This is a genomic window from Ensifer sp. KUDG1 (assembly GCF_050434285.1).
Lineage (GTDB): Bacteria > Pseudomonadota > Alphaproteobacteria > Rhizobiales > Rhizobiaceae > Ensifer.
In genome coordinates this window covers 15,890-34,132 of the sequence record NZ_JBNDIG010000006.1, presented here as the reverse complement: position 1 = coordinate 34,132, position 18,243 = coordinate 15,890, and the positions used below count along the sequence as shown (strand labels likewise).

19 protein-coding genes are annotated in these 18,243 nt (G+C 63.2%); 4 read left to right on the top strand and 15 right to left on the bottom strand.

Translation table 11 applies throughout. The features are described 5' to 3' along the window. Window positions 1-117 precede the first annotated feature (117 nt). Window positions 118-1,176 (top strand): alpha/beta hydrolase family protein, encoded by a 1,059-nt coding sequence (locus tag M2267_RS16490; protein WP_429115536.1) that lies wholly within the window; start codon window positions 118-120, stop codon window positions 1,174-1,176. A gap of 229 nt (window positions 1,177-1,405) precedes the next feature. Further along, window positions 1,406-1,810: a cupin domain-containing protein gene (locus tag M2267_RS16485; RefSeq protein WP_043618728.1), complete on the top strand. Its 405-nt coding sequence runs from the start codon at window positions 1,406-1,408 to the stop codon at window positions 1,808-1,810. Window positions 1,811-1,848: 38 nt separating this feature from the next. Here M2267_RS16485 and pcaD read toward each other — a convergent pair whose 3' ends face one another. The 9 genes from pcaD to M2267_RS16440 form a co-directional block, all read right to left on the bottom strand. Beyond that, complete coding sequence (gene pcaD / locus M2267_RS16480; protein WP_429115535.1) at window positions 1,849-2,634, bottom strand: 3-oxoadipate enol-lactonase; 786 nt, start codon at window positions 2,632-2,634, stop codon at window positions 1,849-1,851. Between the two features lie 164 nt (window positions 2,635-2,798). Continuing rightward, complete coding sequence (locus M2267_RS16475) at window positions 2,799-4,130, bottom strand: MFS transporter (protein WP_429115533.1); 1,332 nt, start codon at window positions 4,128-4,130, stop codon at window positions 2,799-2,801. Between the two features lie 41 nt (window positions 4,131-4,171). After that, complete coding sequence (gene benD, locus M2267_RS16470; RefSeq protein ID WP_429115531.1) at window positions 4,172-4,960, bottom strand: benzoate diol dehydrogenase BenD; 789 nt, start codon at window positions 4,958-4,960, stop codon at window positions 4,172-4,174. Then, window positions 4,957-5,979, bottom strand: a complete 1,023-nt coding sequence (gene benC, locus M2267_RS16465) for a benzoate 1,2-dioxygenase electron transfer component BenC (protein WP_429115529.1) — start codon at window positions 5,977-5,979, stop codon at window positions 4,957-4,959. Before benC ends, benD begins: the two co-directional genes overlap by 4 nt. Window positions 5,980-6,018: 39 nt before the next feature. Continuing rightward, window positions 6,019-6,507 (bottom strand): benzoate 1,2-dioxygenase small subunit, encoded by a 489-nt coding sequence (gene benB, locus M2267_RS16460; RefSeq protein ID WP_429115527.1) that lies wholly within the window; start codon window positions 6,505-6,507, stop codon window positions 6,019-6,021. Beyond that, the gene (locus M2267_RS16455) at window positions 6,504-7,862 is read right to left on the bottom strand and encodes a Rieske 2Fe-2S domain-containing protein (protein ID WP_429115525.1); all 1,359 of its coding nucleotides are present in this window, start codon (window positions 7,860-7,862) and stop codon (window positions 6,504-6,506) included. Before M2267_RS16455 ends, benB begins: the two co-directional genes overlap by 4 nt. A 100-nt stretch (window positions 7,863-7,962) precedes the next feature. After that, the gene (catA, locus tag M2267_RS16450; protein ID WP_429115524.1) at window positions 7,963-8,901 is read right to left on the bottom strand and encodes a catechol 1,2-dioxygenase; all 939 of its coding nucleotides are present in this window, start codon (window positions 8,899-8,901) and stop codon (window positions 7,963-7,965) included. A 74-nt stretch (window positions 8,902-8,975) separates the two neighbouring features. Next, entirely contained in the window at window positions 8,976-9,266 is a 291-nt protein-coding gene (gene catC, locus M2267_RS16445; RefSeq protein WP_429115522.1) for a muconolactone Delta-isomerase, read from the bottom strand. 10 nt (window positions 9,267-9,276) lie between these two features. Next, complete coding sequence (locus M2267_RS16440) at window positions 9,277-10,458, bottom strand: muconate/chloromuconate family cycloisomerase (RefSeq protein WP_429115903.1); 1,182 nt, start codon at window positions 10,456-10,458, stop codon at window positions 9,277-9,279. A 154-nt stretch (window positions 10,459-10,612) separates the two neighbouring features. Here M2267_RS16440 and M2267_RS16435 point away from each other — a divergent pair, with 154 nt between their 5' ends. Further along, window positions 10,613-11,554 (top strand): LysR family transcriptional regulator, encoded by a 942-nt coding sequence (locus tag M2267_RS16435; protein ID WP_429115520.1) that lies wholly within the window; start codon window positions 10,613-10,615, stop codon window positions 11,552-11,554. On the opposite strand, the gene M2267_RS16430 is transcribed toward M2267_RS16435, so the two are convergent. The 6 genes from M2267_RS16430 to M2267_RS16405 form a co-directional block, all read right to left on the bottom strand. Further along, window positions 11,547-12,428, bottom strand: coding sequence for a sugar phosphate isomerase/epimerase (locus tag M2267_RS16430; RefSeq protein WP_429115518.1), 882 nt, complete (start codon window positions 12,426-12,428; stop codon window positions 11,547-11,549). The genes M2267_RS16435 and M2267_RS16430 overlap by 8 nt on opposite strands. Continuing rightward, window positions 12,428-13,633: an NAD(P)/FAD-dependent oxidoreductase gene (locus M2267_RS16425; protein ID WP_429115516.1), complete on the bottom strand. Its 1,206-nt coding sequence runs from the start codon at window positions 13,631-13,633 to the stop codon at window positions 12,428-12,430. Before M2267_RS16425 ends, M2267_RS16430 begins: the two co-directional genes overlap by 1 nt. 201 nt (window positions 13,634-13,834) lie before the next feature. Beyond that, a complete protein-coding gene (locus M2267_RS16420; RefSeq protein WP_429115515.1) occupies window positions 13,835-14,779 on the bottom strand; it encodes a substrate-binding domain-containing protein in 945 nt (314 codons plus the stop codon). Window positions 14,780-14,859: 80 nt separating this feature from the next. Continuing rightward, window positions 14,860-15,171 (bottom strand): MocE family 2Fe-2S type ferredoxin, encoded by a 312-nt coding sequence (locus tag M2267_RS16415; protein ID WP_429115901.1) that lies wholly within the window; start codon window positions 15,169-15,171, stop codon window positions 14,860-14,862. Window positions 15,172-15,179: 8 nt separating this feature from the next. After that, window positions 15,180-16,214, bottom strand: a complete 1,035-nt coding sequence (locus M2267_RS16410; protein WP_429115513.1) for a sterol desaturase family protein — start codon at window positions 16,212-16,214, stop codon at window positions 15,180-15,182. A gap of 147 nt (window positions 16,215-16,361) precedes the next feature. Further along, on the bottom strand, window positions 16,362-17,363 hold the full coding sequence (locus M2267_RS16405) for a LacI family DNA-binding transcriptional regulator (protein WP_429115511.1): 1,002 nt from the start codon (window positions 17,361-17,363) through the stop codon (window positions 16,362-16,364). Between the two features lie 146 nt (window positions 17,364-17,509). Between M2267_RS16405 and M2267_RS16400 the strand changes: the two genes are divergently transcribed. Then, window positions 17,510-18,235: a glutathione S-transferase gene (locus M2267_RS16400; RefSeq protein WP_429115509.1), complete on the top strand. Its 726-nt coding sequence runs from the start codon at window positions 17,510-17,512 to the stop codon at window positions 18,233-18,235. The last annotated feature ends 8 nt before the right edge of the window (window positions 18,236-18,243 follow it).

Genomic DNA, 18,243 nt, shown 5'->3' with positions numbered 1-18,243 from the left:
CGATGGGCGGATCATTGCCCAGATCGCGATTCGGGACGACCTCAATCACGATCGAGGACGCGGACAAGCGGGGCGTTTGTGACGATCGGCCGTCTTTTCCAACACAGCGAGATACCTATGCCCCTCCTCCAGTTCATTCCCGCCGCCGCCTTCCTTCTGAGCCTGGCTGCCTCGGCGCAGGCCGACGACGTCGGCGTCCGCGAGATCGACGTTGCCGCGCCGAAGCGGGAACGCCAACTTGCCGTCACCGTCTGGTATCCCGCCGGAGCCGGGGGTGAGCCCGTGCTTGTCGGCGACAACCGCATCTTCAAGGGGTCGCACGCATCGAAGAACGCCCCCTTGCGCCAAGGCCGATATCCGCTGGTGGTTCTGTCCCATGGGTCGGGCGGCCGTGTCGAAGCCATGAGCTGGCTTGCAGCCGACTTGGCGAAAGCGGGTTTCATCGTCGCGGGCCCCAACCATCCCGGCACCACCAGCGGCGACTCGACGCCCTCCAACACGCCGAAGCTTTGGGAACGGACGGCCGACCTCTCGGCATTGATCGACACATTCACCCGGGATCCGCAATGGAGCGCTGCAATCGACCCCGAGCGGATCGCCGTCCTCGGGTTCTCTCTCGGCGGCTCGACCGCCATGGAGATTTCAGGGGCAAGGGCCAGTCTCGATGCCTATGCCCGCTACTGCGACAGCTACAAAAAATGGGACTGCGCCTGGTTTGTCGGCGGCAGGGGCTATGTCGATGATGCGCCGGTCGATGTCGACAAGCTCGATCTGCGCACCATCGACAAGGCGCGTTTCGAGCAGTCGAACCTCGACGGGCGCCTTAAGGCTGCAGTGCTCGTCGACCCAGGTCTTGCCCAGGCCTATGTGGAAGACAGCCTCAAGGCGATCGCGATCCCGATGCATTTCATCAATCTCGGCAGCAAGGAGACGATCCCGCTTGCCGTCGCCTCCGAGCCGCTGGCGGCGCTGACGCCGAAGGGCTCCTATGCCGCGGTCGCCGGAGCGGACCACTTCAGCTTCCTGCCGATATGCAAGGACGGCGCCGCCGAACTGCTCAAGACCTTCGGCGAGGTCGATCCGATCTGCCAACCGACCGAACGCCCCCGTGCCGACATCCACGCGGAAATCGTCGAACTTGCCCGCGAGGCCTTGCAACAGAGCCTTGGCGAATAGCGGTCGGTAAAATCGCAAGCCAGGCGGCGATGCGCACCGCGGATCGCCGCCTGGCCAGGACGAGGCCCCGCCGTCTCGCACTTCCGGCAGCCGGACGATCGCAAGCGATGCCACAGACTACAAAGGCTTACAAAAGCACCGCCCGGCCGACACACCGCCAATACACGCCTCCGCTGAAATGCGCGTGCTTCCAACAACGCACATGCAATCATCCATCACGGAGGACCCCATGAAAACGACCCGCATCATCGCCGCAGCCCTGCTGATCGCCGGCAGCATGACGACGCTTCGCATGGCGGAGGCCCAGCAGATGCAAGGCATCCAGCGTACGGACCTGATCAAGAACGAGATCAGCGTGCCCGGACACGAGGCCGTGCAGGTTCGTGTCGACATCGAACCGGGCACCGCCTCGATCAAGCATTCGCATCCGGGCGAGGAAATCGCCTATGGGCTTGAAGGCTCGCTCGAATACCAGCTTGAGGGCCGGGATCCGGTGACGCTTCAGGCCGGTCAGGCGCTGTTCATTCCGGCCGGCGTTGCCCATGTGGCGAAGAACGTCGGCACTGCCAAGGCATCGGAGCTCGCGACCTACATCGTCGCCAAGGACGCGCCGCTTCTCGTTCCCGTCAAGTAAGCGCTGATTTGATTGGCGCGGCGCCGTTCAGGCCGCCTTCAGACGCGAAGGAATTCCAGCAGCGCCGCGTTGAACGTCTCTGCCGACTCGATGTTGACGATATGCCGGCCCGGCAGCGACAGGTGGCGGCCTCGCCGCACCCGGGCGGCGATGTATTCGAGATCCGCCGGCGGGCATACCGGATCACTATCGCCGGAGATGGCGAGCATGGGATTGGCGATCGCTGCGATCTCCTCCCGAAGGTCCGCGCCCGCGAGCGCGGTGCAGCCACCGATATAGCCGTCCGTCGAGGTGGCGGCGAAGGCGCCGAGAATGCGATCGACGGCTTCCGGGTGGCTTGCTGCAAATTGCGGACTGAACCAGCGTTCGGCCGTTGCTGCGGCAAGCCCTGCGAGACCGTCCGCCCGGACGCTGTCGACGCGCGCGGCCCAGCTCTCGGGCGTCCCGATGCGCGCCGCCGTGGCACAGAGCACGATCTTGTCGAACCGTTTGCCGGCGTGGATACCGAGCCATTGTCCGGTCAGGCCGCCGATCGACAGGCCGCAGAAATGTGTCCGCTCGATCCCGAGGCCATCCATGAGCGCGAGCACATCCTGGCCGAGGTCGGAGAGCGCATAGGGCGGCGGCGGTGCCGATGAGCGGCCATGGCCACGGCGATCATAGCGCAGCACCCGGAAATGCGGCGACAGATCAGCGATCTGCGCATCCCACATGGAGAGGTCCGTGCCGAGCGAACTGCAGAAGAGCAGCCAGGGCGCGTTGCCGCTCTGGTCGCCGTCGATGCGGTAGTGAAGCCGATGGCTGGGCAGGTCGAGATAGGCCATGGAAGAGAAGCTCCGATCGGGAAAGCCGCCAGCGAGGGCGGCTCCAATGTTGCTGGCGCGAGAGCCGCGCTAGGTGGTACGCGCGCTGCAATAGGTAGATATCGACAGCGCGCGCTCAAGGGGTGGCAACCGGGCCTTTCGTGGCCCGGCCGTCTCGCCTCGATCTATGCGGGCGCCAGACGTGCGATCTCGACACGGCGGGCATTGCTGACCGCGAAGACCAGCATGGCGACGGCCGAGATCGCCGCCGGGATGGCGAAGATCGCGAAGTTCTGCTGCAGCGGAAGCTCCTGCGCCAGAAGCACGCCGCCAAGCGTCGGCCCTACGATCGCGCCGATGCGGCCAACGCCGGAGGCCCAGCCGAGCCCGGTGGAACGCACTGAGAGATTGTAGAGCTGCGCCACGCTTGCATAGAGCAGGATCTGCGTGCCGATCGTGGTGGCTCCGGCAACAAAGACCATCAGGAACAGGACGCCTGTCGGCGGATTGAAGCCGATCAGCGCGATCGAGAAGGCGGCGGCAACGAAGAAACCGACTACCACCTTCGGCAAGCCGAAGCGGTCACCGAGCCAGCCGCCGGCAATCGCGCCGACCATGCCGCCGAAATTCAGCGAGAACAGGCTAAGCAGGCTCGCTTTCTCGGCATAGCCGGCTTCCTGCAGCACCTTCGGTAGCCAGGACGACAAGAGGTAGACGAGCAGCAGGCAGCAGAAGAAGGCGACCCAGAGCATGACGGTGCGCAGCGTCCGCTGATGGCGGAAGAGCTCCAGCACCGATGCGGAAGCACCCTTCGTCTCGGAGAAGACCAGCCTGTCGGTGGCGCCAAGACGTACGTTCGGGTCGATCTTGGCGTAGATGCGCTTGGCCTCGTCCTGCTTGCCCTGACGGATGAGGAAGCCGAGCGATTCCGGCAGCTTCCAGAGAATGACAGGCAAGAGCAGCAGCGGCACGGCGGCGATGAAGAACATCGGCTTCCAGCCATAGGACGGAATGAGGCCGATGCCGAGACCGGCCGCCACCATGCCGCCGACCGAATAGCCGGAGAACATCAGGGCGACCAGGGTGCCCCGCAGGCGCTTCGGCGCATATTCGTTCATCAGCGCCACGGCATTCGGCATCAACCCGCCGCAGCCGAGACCGGCGAAGAACCGGAAGATCTTGAACTGCTCCGGCGAATTGGCAAAGCCGGTCAGAAGCGTCGAAAGCGTAAACAGCAGGAAGCTGATGGCGATGCCTTTCTTGCGGCCGATCCGGTCAGCGAGCGGCCCGAAGATCAGCGCCCCGAACATCATGCCGAACAGCGCCCAGGCCTGCAGCGCGCCGGCCTGCGGCTTGCTCAAACCCCATTCCTTGATCAGCGTCGGCAGCACTGTTCCAGCGACAAAGACGTCGTAACCGTCGACGATCAACAGCAGCGCCGTCAGCGCCACCACCATCCACTGAAAGCGCCCAAGCGGGCTTCCGTCAATTGCCTCATTCACATCGATGGAGCGCATCTTCTCCTCCCCAGGTGTTAGCGCGTTAAAATGATGGTCCGTCAGCCGAGATCGCCGCCGGCGACCGGCAGCACGCTGCCGGTGATGTAGGAGGCCTCGTCGGACGCCAGAAAAAGGATAGGGGCCGCCTGCTCGTCGATGCTGCCGTAGCGCTTCATAAAGCTCGACTGCTTCACCTGGGCGACGACCTCGCCCATCCAGCCCTTCTCGGCGTCATTGTCGCCTTCGGCGTTGCGCGGAATGCGCCGCGGCGGCGCTTCAGTGCCACCCGGCGCGGTCGCGACGACGCGGATGTTGCGCTCGGCAAGCTCCATCGCCAGCGCCTGGGTGATGGCGTTGACGCCGCCCTTCGCCGCCGAATAGGGCACGCGGTGAATGCCGCGCGTGGCGTTCGAGGAGACGTTGACGATGGTACCGCCGCCTCGGGCGAAAAGATGCGGCAACACAGCATGGCAGCAGTAGAGCGTCGGCATCAGCGAGCGGCGGATTTCCGCATCGATCTGCGCCGGTTCGAACTCCGAGAAGGGACGCATGCGGATCGCGCCGCCGACATTGTTGATCAGGATATCGATGCCGCCGAATTTTTCCACCGCAAAGCCCATCGCTGCGGCTGCCCCCTCATGGGTTTCGAGATCAGTCACGAAAGCCGTCGCCCGCTCGCTGCCCGCCTCGGCCGCCACCTCAGCGACGAACTCGGCGCGATCGACAAAGAGGACCTTGCCCCCTTCAGCCACGGCGCGCAGCGCCACGGCACGACCGATCCCTTGCGCGGCACCGGTGACGACAAGAACTTTGCCGGCAAACCGTCCTTCGAAACGAGCGGAGGTCATGCTGCCTCCTTCGCCACCGCGTTGGGCGTGAACTTCTCATAGTGGAAGCTGTTGGGCCTCACGCCGGTGTCGTCGAGGTGCTTGCGCACGGCGTCCACCATTGGCGGTGGGCCGCAGAGATAGACATCGACATCACCGCCGTTCAGCAGTTCCTGCGGCATATGCTGGGTGACCCAGCCCTTGCGCGGATGGCTGGAGGCCGCGTCCGCGACAACCGTTGAGAAGGTGAAGTTGGGAAGCCGCTGCGCATAGGCCTCGATATGGTCGACCAGCACCAGATCGAGATCGCGGGTGACGCCGTAGATCAGGTGAACGGTTTGCTCACGGCTCGTCTGGGCGAGCACCTCGAGCATCGACAGGAACGGTGCGAGCCCGGTTCCGCCTGCCAGGAACAGCAGCGGACGCTGTGCCTCCCGCAGGTAGAAGCTTCCGAGCGGTCCGGTCAGTTCCAGTTTCGTGCCGACTTCGGCGCGCTCCAGCCATGTGCTCATGAGACCGCCCGGGATCTTCTTGATCAGGAAACCGAGACGGGTTTCGCCGGGCGCTGAACTGAAGGAATAGGAGCGGCTCTGGCCGCTGCCGGGCACGTCGATGTTGACATATTGACCGGGCAGGAAGGCGGGGGCTGCGTCCGCGTCCAGTTCCAGCACGATCGCTGCATCGTTGTGCGGAATGACCCGCGCCACGGTTGCCGAGAATTTCTGCTGTCCGGTCTTGCAGGCGGCAGACGTCGTCGGCACCGCGATGACGCAGTCGCTCGACGGCTTCATCTGGCAGGTCAGCACCAGTCCGCTTGCCGCCTCGTCCGCTGTCAGCGCATCGTCGATGAAGTCGTCGCCGAGGTCGTAGGCGCCGCTTTCGGCGCGGCACTTGCAGGTGCCGCAAACCCCGTCCGAACAGTCCATCGGCAGGTTGATCTTGTTGCGGAAGGCGGCGTCGAGCACCTTCTCATCGTCCCTGCATTCGACGAAGCGGGTGACGCCGTCCTCGAAATTCAAAGCGATCCTGTAGCTGGCCATGGTTGCTCCTCCCATTCCTGTCTTGTCAGGCGACGGCCGTCAGATGTGGTAGACGTCGATGACCTGGCGGATGTAGTCGTTCTTCAGCACGATCTTCTTTTGCGAAATCAGCAGCCCATCGGCACTCTTGCGCAGCGTGACGAACATGGTGCCGAAGAAGTGGTCGGTGACCTTGTAGCGGTGGTTGAGCGTGTGGAAGTTGTAGCGGAAGTCCGCTTCCTCGCCGCGATCGGCCACGAGCTCGACATTGTTGACGTTGTGGCTCGTGCGCGGCTCCGGCGTGGACGCCCCCGAACGCTCGGTCTTGATACGGAAGACACGATCTTCCAGGCCATCGCGGCTCGGATAGTAGATCAGCGAGATCTGCGACTGTGGGTCTTCGGTCAGCTGATCGTCGTCGTCCCAGGCCGGCATCCAGTAGCTGACATCGGGCGCATAACAGGTCAGCCATTCGTCCCATTGGCGATCGTCGAGCAGGCGCGCTTCGCGGTAGAGGAAAGCGCAGGCGGTGTCATAGGAGATCGTCATGCGACCGCTCCTTGTCTCTCTAAGGCAAGCGCTTCGCGCATCACCTTCGCCCAATATTCGTGCTGGCGGACGAAGAGGCCCTCGTCTTCGCTGCGCTCGCCGGAGAGCAAGGGTTCGATGCCCATGCGTTTGGCATTTTCGTCCGGTCCGTCGATCCAGAGCGGTGCGCCGCGCGACAGATCGTTCCAGAGCGCGGTGATGCCGGCGTAACCCTGCTGGCAGGCGCGGAACTCCTCCAGATCGTCCGCCGTGCCCATGCCGGACACGTTGAAGAAGTCCTCGTACTGGCGGATGCGCAGCGCCCGGTCTTCGGCGCTCTCGCCCTTGGGTGCAAAGCAGAAGATGCTGATCTCGGTCTTGTCGACACTGATCGGGCGGGTGACACGGATCTGCGTGCTGAACTGGTCCATCAGGAAGACGTTCGGATAGAGGCAGAGATTGCGGGTCTGGTTGACGATGAAATCCGCCTGGACCTCGCCGACGCGAGACTTGATCTCCTCGCGGTGGCTGTAGATCGGCCGGACCTCCGGGTTCATGGTGTTGGTCCACAGCAGGATGTGGCCGTTGTCGAAGCCGTAGACGCCGGCAATCGAGCGGCTCCAGCTCGAGGCGTCGACCGCCTTGGTGCCTTCCTCGTTGCGCCGGCCCATGGTGGCGGCATAGTTCCAGTGAACGGAGCTGACGTGATAGCCGTCGCAGCCGTTCTCCATCTGCAGCTTCCAGTTCCCGTCGTAGATGTAGGAAGAGTTGCCGCGTAGCACTTCGAGACCACCCGGCGCCTGGTCGACGATCTGGTCGATGATGACTTTCGTTTCGCCGAGATAGTCCTCGAGCGAGGAAACGTCCGGATTGAGGCTGCCGAAGAGGAAACCGCGATAGCTCTCGAAACGGGCAACGCGCTTCAGGTCGTGCGAACCGTCTTTGGCAAACTGCGGCGGATACTGCGTCGTCTTCTCGTCCTTCACCTTCAAGAGCTTGCCGGTGTTGGAGAAGGTCCAGCCATGGAAAGGACAGGTGAAGCTGCCCTTGTTGCCGTGCTTGCGGCGGCAGAGCATGGCGCCGCGATGGGCGCAGGCATTGATGACGGCGTGCAGTTCGCCCGTCTTGTCGCGGGTGACGACAACCGGCTGCCGGCCGATGGTGGTGGTGTAATAGTCGTTGTTCTCGGGGATCTGGCTCTCATGGGCGAGATAGACCCAGTTGCTTTCGAAGATGTGCTTCATCTCCAGTTCGAAGAGGTCTTCGTTGGTGAAGATGTCGCGACGGCAACGGAAGGTGCCGGCCTCATGATCGTCCTCGACCGCTGTCGCGAGCAGGTCGTCGAGGGCTTGGGCTTTGTCGATAACGGCGGACATGGTTCTTCTCCCGCAAACGGCTGATCCGTGCTCGGCTCTAGCGATTGCAACAATGTCTGATGTCAGGGGGCGGCGGCTTGGTCGGCCGCCGCAGAGGTGATCAGGCGGCGGCGCGCTTGCGCTGTTCGTTGACCTGGTTATCGACGCCGTTCACCAGCGAGGTGAGATGGATGTCGAACGCAATCTCGGCGAAGGGGCCGGAGAGATTGTTGGCCTTGATGCTCGCCTCGTCGGTGCGCTCGGTGACATCGGGCACCAGGCCGTCACGGGTCGCATAGGCGAAATCGTCGTTGACCAGCGGGTCGCCGGCGATGTTGATCTGGGTCGTCAGCTTGCGGTGGCCATCGGCGCTGATGAAGAAATGGATATGGGCCGGGCGCTGGCCATGGCGACCAAGGGCGGACAACAGTTGCTCGGTCGGGCTTCCCGGAGGCACGCCGTAGCCGTGCGGCACGATGCTCTGGAACTTGTAACAGCCCTTGGCGTCGGTGACGATCGTGCGGCGCATGTTGAACGGCGCCTGCAGGCCGGTCGGATCGAAATGCGAATAGAAACCGCGGGTATCGCAGTGCCAGACTTCGACGGTCGCGCCCTTCAGCGGCTGGCCGGCGGCATCATAGACGGTGCCGTGCATGATCAGCGTCTGGCCATTGGTGTCGCGACCGTCGTCGAGGCGAGCGAAGCCTTCCGAAGCCGGCGCACCGGCGACGTAGAGCGGGCCTTCGATGGTGCGCGGCGTCTGGTTCTGGATGCCGAGCGCTTCGTCGATCGCGTCGAGACGCTCGTCGAGGAAGTGATCGAGGCCGAGGCCGGGCGAGATCAGGCCGGCCTGGCCGGCAGCGCCGATCTCGTTCAGCCAGGCAATGCCGGTCCAGTATTCGTCCGGGGTGATGTCGAGATCGTCGATCGCCTTGAACAGGTCGGACATCAGCCGGTGCACGATCTGTTTGACGCGCGGGTTGCCGCCGTCCTTGTCGAGGCCACTCAAGACCTTCAGGAAAGTTTGAGTCTCCGGCTTGTCGAAAATCTTCACGCTCATTTCAATTCCTCCACTTGGATTGTCTTGAAGCTCGAGCCGCTTGCCAACCTCCTGGCCGCGGCACGCACAAATTCTCAGCTATCGTCCTCGCGGATCGAGGATGGGTGCCGAAGCAGCGGCGTGACCTCGATCTGCATGAACTTGACGAGCGGCAGGCCCGAGAGGATCTCGTGCAGCTCGGCATTGTCCTTCACGTCGAAGACGCTGTAGTTCGCGTACTGCCCGGCGATCCGCCAGATGTGCCGCCACTTGCCGCTCTGCTGCAGCTGTTGCGAATAGGCCTTTTCCCGGGCGAGGATCTCCGCCGCCTGCTCGGGCGGCAGATCGTGAGGGATATGAACGTCCATTCTGACGTGAAACAGCATGGCTTGATCCTCACTTTGCAACGCTGATCGTCTTGCGCAGCCCGTCGCGCGCAAAGAATTTCAGCCGGTCTTCGTCGAGTTCGATCCCGAGCCCCGGCCCGTCCGGCACCGTCAGTTCGAAGTCGCTGTAGTCGAGCGGCGTCGCCAGGATTTCCTCGGTCAGAAGCAGCGGGCCAAAGAGTTCCGTGCCCCATTGCAGGTTGGCGAACGTCGAAAACACATGGGCTGACGCGACCGTGCCAACGCCGCCTTCCAGCATCGTGCCGCCATAAAGTTCGATGCCGGCGGCATCGGCGATGGCAGCCACGCGCTGCGCATTGAAGAGGCCGCCGCTCTGCTCGATCTTGATCGCGAAGACGTCGGCACCCTTGGTCTTGGCAATCTCGAAGGCGCTTTCCGGTCCCGTGAGGGACTCGTCCGCCATCAGCGCCACCGGGAAGCGACGGACCAGGCGGCCGAGTGCTGCGGTCGAGGCGACCGGCTGTTCGACCAGTTCGCAACCGGCGTCCGCAAGTGCCGCCATGCCATAGGCTGCCTCAAACTCACTCCAGGCCATGTTGACGTCGACGCGCACCGCGCCGCGCTCGCCGAGCGCCCGCTTGATCGCCGCCACATGAGCGATATCGTCCTTCAGCGGCTTCGCACCGATCTTCAGCTTGAAGATCCGATGGCGGCGAAGGTCGAGCATCTTCTCGGCTTCGGCGATATCCTTGGCCGTGTCGCCCGACGCCAGCGTCCAGGCGACCGGCAGGCGCTTGCGCAGTGCCCCGCCGAGCAGTTCGCTGATCGGCAGACTTAGGCGCTTTCCGTGGGCGTCAAGCAACGCCGTTTCCACAGCACTCTTGGCGAAGCGATTTTCCTTCACCGCCTTGCCGATGCGGGCCATCAGGGCGCGAACACGTGTCGCGTCCTCGCCGACCATGAGCGGTGCGAAATAGGTATCGATCGCAAGCTTCATCGATTCCGGGCTCTCGCCGCCATAGGCGAGACCGCCGATGGTCGTGCCCTCGCCGATGCCGACCGTGCCGTCGCTGCAATGCACCTTCACCAGCATCAACGTCTGGCCGGTCATGGTCGCGACCGAGAGCTTATGCGGCCGGATCGTCGGCAGATCGACCAGAACAGTTTCGACCCGTTCGACGACGGGAGAAAAGGCTGCGGTCGGAGCGATGGGTGCAAGGGTCGTGTTCATGGCGTGGACAGTGCGCTCACGCACCGGGTGACGTCCAACACCAAATAGGTTATCTACGATACCTTCACGGTATAGTATGACAAAGATTACGCGCATTCATGCGCTTGCCGCACTGCAACATACCGCAAATGGTAGGACAATAGGGGCCGTAACATTGGATCTGCGCCAGCTTCGCTACTTCGTCGCCGTCGCCCGCGAGCGCAATTTCACCCGCGCCGCCGAGCAGCTGCACATCGCCCAGCCGCCGCTCAGCCGGCAGATCCAGCTTCTTGAGGAAGAGTTGGGCGTGCCGCTGATCATCCGCAAGAGCCGGCCGGTGCGGCTGACGGAGGCAGGCCGATTGTTCTACGAACAGTCGCTACAGGTGCTCGGCCGGGTGGAACAGATGGTGGAAGCGACGCGCCGTGTCGGCCTCAACCAGAACCGGGTGCTGTCGATCGGCTTTGTCGCGTCCACGCTCTATGGCGGGCTGCCGACGCTGGTGCGCAAGCTCAGGCAGAACGCGCCGGAACTCGACATCCGCTTGCTGGAGATGGTGTCGGTACAGCAGATCTCGGCGCTGAAGGAGGGCCGGATCGATGTCGGCTTCGGCCGGCTGCATCACAACGATCCCAACGTCGCCGGCATCCTCATGCGGGAAGAGCGCCTTGCCCTGGCGATACCGCAGGGCACGCCGTTTGCCGATGACACGTCTCCCCTGCCGTTAAGCGCGATTGCCGGGCAAAAGCTGATCGTCTACCCGAAGGAACCGCGCCCGAGCTATGCCGATCACGTTTTGAGCCTGCTTCACGCTGAGGATGTGCGCCCTGCAGAGGTACATGAAGTGCGCGAAATCCAGAGTGCACTTGGCCTCGTCGCCTCGGATGCCGGACTTTGCATCGTCCCGTCCTCGGCGCGTCAGGTCCGCTCAGACCTGCACTATCGCATGATCGAGGGCGAGCGGGCGACCTCGCCCGTCATCCTCAACCACCGGGTCGGCGACAATTCGCGCTACATCGAGCTGATCAAGGCGCTGATCGTGGAGATGTATGCGGAAAACCCACCCTGGCTCGGCCTCGAGCACAATCTGCCGTTCCGGCCGTCCTTCGTTAAATGACGCGTTCGGGCGTCCGCAATTCCCGTGCTTCACGCGTCGAGGAAGTGGCGCAATCCGCCCAGATCTCGCGGACCATATCGCGGAGCAAAAACGCTTCGGCCCAGCGGTCGGTCGTATCGTTGCCGTTCCTGTCGGTAATGGCGTAGGGCCTCGGGCCGAGTTCGCAGGTCATGACCAGCTCGGCATCTTCAGCGGCACGGGAGCGCCAGTGCCGAAAGCCGTAGGTCCACCACTGATGAAAGAGGTCGATCCAGGGTCGATGATGCGGAAAGGAAAGCTCGATCTGGATCTGCTGGCAGGAGCCGATGCGGCCGTGGAAAGCCCTAGCGTTGCGCAGGATGCGTTGGATTTGGTCATGGCTTTCGTCTTCCACCGGGAAGGCAAACTCCCGACCGACGAGATAATGCGAAAGGTCGGCCAAGAGTGGCAGGTCGGGGCGCCGGTCGAGCAGATCGAGCGTGAAGAGGAGATCGCTGGTGATCCGATTGCGATGGGTTTCGATATAGACGGGCACGCCCGTCGCCTCGGCAATCCGCATCCATCCGTCGAGAAGCGGCAGGCAATCTTCGACCCGGCGCGGACGAATGTCGGCCTGCAGGTCGATGTGGCTGACCGGAAATTCCTCGGCCAATTCCAGCGTCAAGCGCAGATCCTCGACGCTTCGAGGAAAACAGACACCTTCGATCTTCAGGCCGGTGCCACGGATCACGGCGTTGAGGTGCTCGACATCGCGCCGATTGGTGTAATGCGCGCTGATACCGTCGAACCCGGCCTCGACGATCATTGCAATGTTCTCTTCAAGACTGCGCTCAAATCCGTCCGCATGCCGGCGCTCCATCGCCCAGAGCGACTGAAAGACAAGCAGCTTCTGCATCAGGCGGCCCTGGCACTTTTGAGCAGCGCCTTGAGGTTCACGCTGGCGTCGGCCAGCGCTCCCGGATCGGGACTGACGCCGGCGGCAATCAGCATTTCCGCGAGCTTGATGTCCTTGGCGAGACCGTTGCCGAGACCGAGGCCCGCGGCCGCAACGAGACGCCCGCCATCGAGGTAAAATTCGAGTTCGCCGCCGTCGAGCTGGCGCGTCACGGTTTCATGGTCCGCATGCGGCAGGCCCGCCACCTGCAGGCCGAGATCGTATTGATCGGTCCAGAACCAGGGGATCGCTGCAAAAGCCTCCTTGCCGCCGGCCATGTTGCGGGCTGCGACCTCCGCCTGGGCGCGCGCATTGCGCCAGCTTTCGAAGCGGATATGCCCACCGCCGGGCTGGGCCACCGCAGCGCAATCGCCTGATGCATAGATGTTCGGGTCGCTAGTCTGCAGATAGAGGTCGGTCAGGATGCCGTTGCCGACGGCCAGCCCTGCCGCCTCCGCGAGTGCTGTATCCGGCTGGACGCCGATGGCGGCGACGGCGATATCGGCCGGCACCGCGGTGCCATCGGAAAGAAGAACCGCATCATCGATGATTTCAGCGATCCCCCGCCCCAAATGGAAGGTGACGCCTTCGTCCAGATGCCGGGCATGAAGCTTCGCGGCGAAGCGTGGCGGCACCGCGCGACCGAGCGGCCTCGGTGCCATTTCGATGACGCTGACAGCGATGCCCTTGCCGCGCAGCACTGCCGCGAGTTCCATGCCGATCAGCCCGCCGCCGATGATCGCAACGCTTTTGGCGGTCTCCGTACGCGAGAAGATCGCCGCCGCATCCGGGTAGGTGCGAAAATCGAGCGTGCGCTCGGCCCCGGCGCACGTGAGCCGTCTCGGCCGGGCACCGGTGGCGAGGAGCAGCTTGTCATAGGCGAGTGTCCGCCCATCACTCAAGGTCACGGAGCGGGCATGCCGGTCCAGTCGAGACGCGGAAACGCCCTTGATATAGTCGATACCGGCGGTCTCCAGCGCTTCGGCACCGCAGATCGGCTTCATCTGCACCGCGCCATCGAGCGGCTTCGACAATGGCGGGCGCTCATAGGGCAGATGCGGTTCCGTACCGATGAGCGTGACGCTGCCGACGAAGCCCGATTCACGCAGCGCAAAGGCCGCGCGCGTGCCGGATTCCCCGGCACCGATGATGACGATGCGATCCATGGCTTGCTCCGTAGACCAGGCGTTGACGGTGCGGTTCAGCAGAACCGCATGTAGATTTGTCAGTCCGTTCAAAAAGGTGGCCGGCGCAGGCAGGAGAAATGCGCCGGCCCTCAGCGCCGCACGTCTGATCAGACAAGGTCGCTGTAGAACTTTAAGTCCCTGCAGTCCTTTGACCGGTTGCGATTAAAGGACTGTAGAAGATCAGTTGCGCGCTGCGTAATCGGCCATGTTCTTCGGCGTGACGAGCTCGAAGGGAACCCAGACGTTCTTTTCGACGCTTTGACCACGCACCAGTGAGACGGCGGTGTCCACGGCACTTGCCGATTGCCCCTTGGCGTTCTGGAACACGGTTGCGTCGAGGTCGCCGGCGGCCATGGCGGCAAGCCCGTCCTGGGTCGCATCGATGCCGACGACGATCACGTCGTCCATCGACACGCCAGCGGCCTTCAGCGCCTGGATGGCGCCGATCGCCATTTCGTCGTTGTTGGCAAAGACCACGTCGATTGGCTGTCCAGCAGTGATCCAGTTGGTGGTGAGGTCCATCGCATTGGTGCGCGTCCAGGCGGCCGACTGCTCGTCGGCGATGGTGGCACCCTTGCAGTCGCCGGCAGCGAGCGTTTCCTTGAACGCCGAGGTGCGATCGCGCGAGGCCTGGTGGGCAAGATCGCCCATCAGGATATAGACCTGCGCATCGCTGGCCTTGCCCTTTTCCTTCAGCAGCGAACAGGCGGCTTCCGCGCCCAATTTACCGGAGTCCGTTTCCTTCGAGCCGACATAGGCCTGTTTTGCCGGCAGCTTGCCGAGGTTCTCCGGCTCGAGGTTGAGATAGACGAGCGGAATGCCCGCCTTCTCGGCGGCTTCGCTGATCCCGGCTGCGGCCGAGGTATCGGTCAGTGTCATGATGATGGCGTCGACGCCCGCGGCGATGAAGTTGTTCACCTGGTTGAGCTGCTTGGAGATGTCGGTCTGCGCATCCTCGATCTGGACGGTGGCGCCGTCAACCTCGCCGACCCGGGCATTGATGCCCTCGCGCAGCAGCGTCTGGAAGTTGTTGTCGAAGCTCTGCATCGAGACGCCGATCGTCTCCGCCGAGGCAGCACTTCCCATCAAGGCGGCAAGCGCTGCCGCCAGGTACATGGATTTCATGATTTCCTCCCGAGGGTGCCGGATCACCCGATCGCATTCCGGAGGCCCGATGGGCCTGATCAATGCTTGCGTGGGTGGCCCTAGCCGAGCGCCACGCGCACCTCGCCGTCGACGATTTCGGCGGGATAGGTCTTCAGGTTTTCGCAGGCCGGAAGCCTGATGGCTTCGCCGGTGCGGTAGTCGAAGGCGCCGGAATGCTTGGGACATTCGACCTCGTAGTCCATGACGAGGCCATCGGCGAGATGCACGGCTTCGTGGGTGCAGAGGCCGGCGGTGCAATAGACGCTATCGTCGGGGCCGCGGTAGACGGCGTAGGTGCGGCCACCATGGTCGAAGCGGATCGCGCCCTCCTGTTCGATATCGTCAAGCCTGCAGGCGGGTACCCAGGTGATCACGGTGCTCATTCTGCTGCCTCCCCGATGGTGTTGCGTGCCTTGCGGCTAGCGAGTTTTTCCTTGCGCTTGCGGTAGCGCTCCTGCATCCGCGCCTCGCCCTCCTTGGAGCCGTCGTGCCAGGTGCCGAACCAGCGATCGAGCGGGATCAGGGCGTCGCCGTAATTCACCTCGAAATACTTGTGGTGCAGGTAATGCGCATAGGCGTGGCTATCGACGAGAGTCTCTTCACCGACCTCGACCTTGTGGAAGCCGACATGACCGGGAATGGCGCCGAAGCCCGCATAGTGCAGCTGATAAAGCATCAGGATCGGGTTCGACGGCAGGATGAGGTGATAGAAGGCGGTGCCGAAGTAGAGCAGATGCTCGACCGGATGCATCGACAGCGACGACCACGGCGACGGGTTCACCGAATTGTGGTGGACCGAATGCACCCACTTATAGAGCAGCGGCGTGTGGATGAGCCGGTGGATGCAGAAGAAGTGGAACTCGTGGATGACGGGCACGACGAGTGCGACAAGCGCGAGCGTCCAGGGATTGTCCGCGAAGGTGAGCCACGGCGCGTAGCCCTTGGCATAGGCAAAGAGCATGGCGACCTCGACGGCGGTCCAGATGGTGACGCCTGAGAGGAAGGTGCGCAGGATGTTGTCGAGGTTCTGGCTCTCGAACCAGAACGCCTTGCTCTTCTGCTCCGCCGGGAACTTGCCGTTGTACTTGAACCGGTTTTCCTGCCGCTTCAGCACATAGAGGTGCATCTCGAACGCGCCGTAGAACAGGAAGACGCAGACCGCATTGACCGCATAAAGCCAGGCGATCCAGCCGAAGCTCAGGCTCTGCATCGCCTCGACCGGCGGGATGACCCAGGCCCAATAGGCAACGGCCGAGGCCGCGAAGATCGCATTCCACGGAAAGAAGTAGTGCGGCAGCCACTTGATAAGTGCCAGCAGTTTTGGCGGGAAGGCAAACAGTGGCGCGGTTTCGATCGGGTCGTTCGGCGCCCAGTCACCGCGCTTGTTGCGCGTTCCATATTTCAGATCATCCATGACGCTCTCCTCCCGGCGGATCGCGTGCGCTCCGCCAAATTCCGGTGAAGGAGATCGCTGTCCGGTTCGGTCGGATCCGCGTTCCTTCTTGATAAAAATCTAGCAGGAGGCGGTGGGAACGGCGAAAGCTTGTTTGATCAAATCAGATCAAAGGCTCTCGGCTGTGATGGTGATGAAGCGAATGGGCGCCGTGTCCGGCTCCATCTCGGAAAGCCCGATCCGGCGCAGCATCAGATCAAGCGAGCGGCGGGCCTGCGCCTCCGGCGCCTGGTCGAGCACGACGTCCATGATGCCGTCGCTCAGCGCCTTGCGGGTGTAATCGGTGAGTTCGTGGCCGACGAAGAAGATCTCGTTACCGCGCTTATGCCGGCGAAGCACGTCGATCAGGGCCGCATTCGCGCCGCCGGCATTATAGAGCCCGGCCATGTCAGGATACATGTCGAGCGCCCATCGCAACGCTTCGGCGCCGTAGTGCTCCTCGTCGCGGGTAAAGCCCAGCCACTCGAACCGACGCTCGCCCGGATGCGCTGCAAAATAATCCGAAAAGCCGCTGAGGCGGTCGCGGTGGACCTGATAGATCGGGTGGCAAAGGGCGACGACAGGCCCTGTCCGGCGCGCCATGCGCGCGATGAAGAGCGCCGCCGTTCGTCCCGCCGCGTGATTGTCGATGCCGACGAACGCACCCAGTTCGTGCGAGGCCCTGGTAACGACGTGGACCACCGGCACGCCGCGCGCGATCACGGCTTCGACGGCGGCGCTGATCAGCGGATGGTTGGGTACGGCAAGGATCAATCCGGCGCGTGGCACTTCGCTTGACAGGATGCGTCTGGCGATCTCCTCTGGCTTCATTTCCTCGGTAAAGCTGCGATGCACGACGACGAGCGGATCGAGCGTCTCTGCGATCCGCTGGAAGGCCTGGGACAGGCGGCGATAGAAGGTCGTCTCCGGCCGCACCATCAGCACGTCGATGCGCAGCAGCCCGCGATGGGCCTCGGGAAGGGTTCGCGGATAATTCAGCGCGCGCGCCGCGACGACGACTTTTTCGACGAGGCCCGGGCGGACACCACCACGGCCGTTCAAGACCCGCTCGACCGTCGCGGTTCCGACGCCGGCGAGCTTGGCAACGTCGCGGTAGTTCGGCTTGCTCACGGAGACCTATCCTCGGCGTCGACATGTGTTCCCAGCGCTTTAGCACGAGAGAGCGTTCGCTCGACAGAGCACCTGCTCAAGTTGGGCTCGCCCTCGTCGCCACGTCGCCTATATCCATCGGGACATCGAACCGGATCGAGGCTTCCATGACCTATGAGTTGTACTATTGGGACGGCATCCAGGGCCGTGGCGAATTCGTGCGGCTGGCGCTCGAAGATGCCGGTGCGGACTATGTCGACGTCACGCGGGAACCGGGCCGCGGCACCGGGGAAATGATGAAGCTGATGGAAAGCACTTTTGAAGCGCACATTCCGTTCGCCCCGCCCTTCCTTAAGGATGGCGACCAGATCATTTCGCATGTGGCGAACATCCTCTTCTACCTCGGCCCTAGGCTCGGCCTTGCGCCCAAGGACGAGGCACAACGCTGGTTCGCCAACGGCCTGCAACTGACGATCACCGATTTCATCGCCGAGGTGCATGACACGCACCATCCGATTGCGACGTCCAAATATTACGAAGACCAGACGCAGGAAGCGAAGGCCCGCGCAGCCGAATTCGTCACCAACCGCATCCCGAAGTTTCTCGGTTATTTCGAACGCGTTCTCGCTCAAAATCCTGACGGCAGCGGCCATGCAGTCGGTGGCGCGGTCAGCTATGTCGACCTTTCGCTGTTCCAGGTGATTGAAGGGCTGCGTTATGCCTTCCCGAAGGCGATGCGGCACTACGAGGGGCGGTATCCCAAGCTGGTAAAGCTGCATGCTTTGGTAAAGAGCCGGTCCAACATCGCCGTCTATCTCGCCTCACCGCGACGGCTGGCCTTCAATGAGGACGGGATCTTCCGCCGCTATCCGGAACTGGATATCGAGCCCTGAGGCGAGGC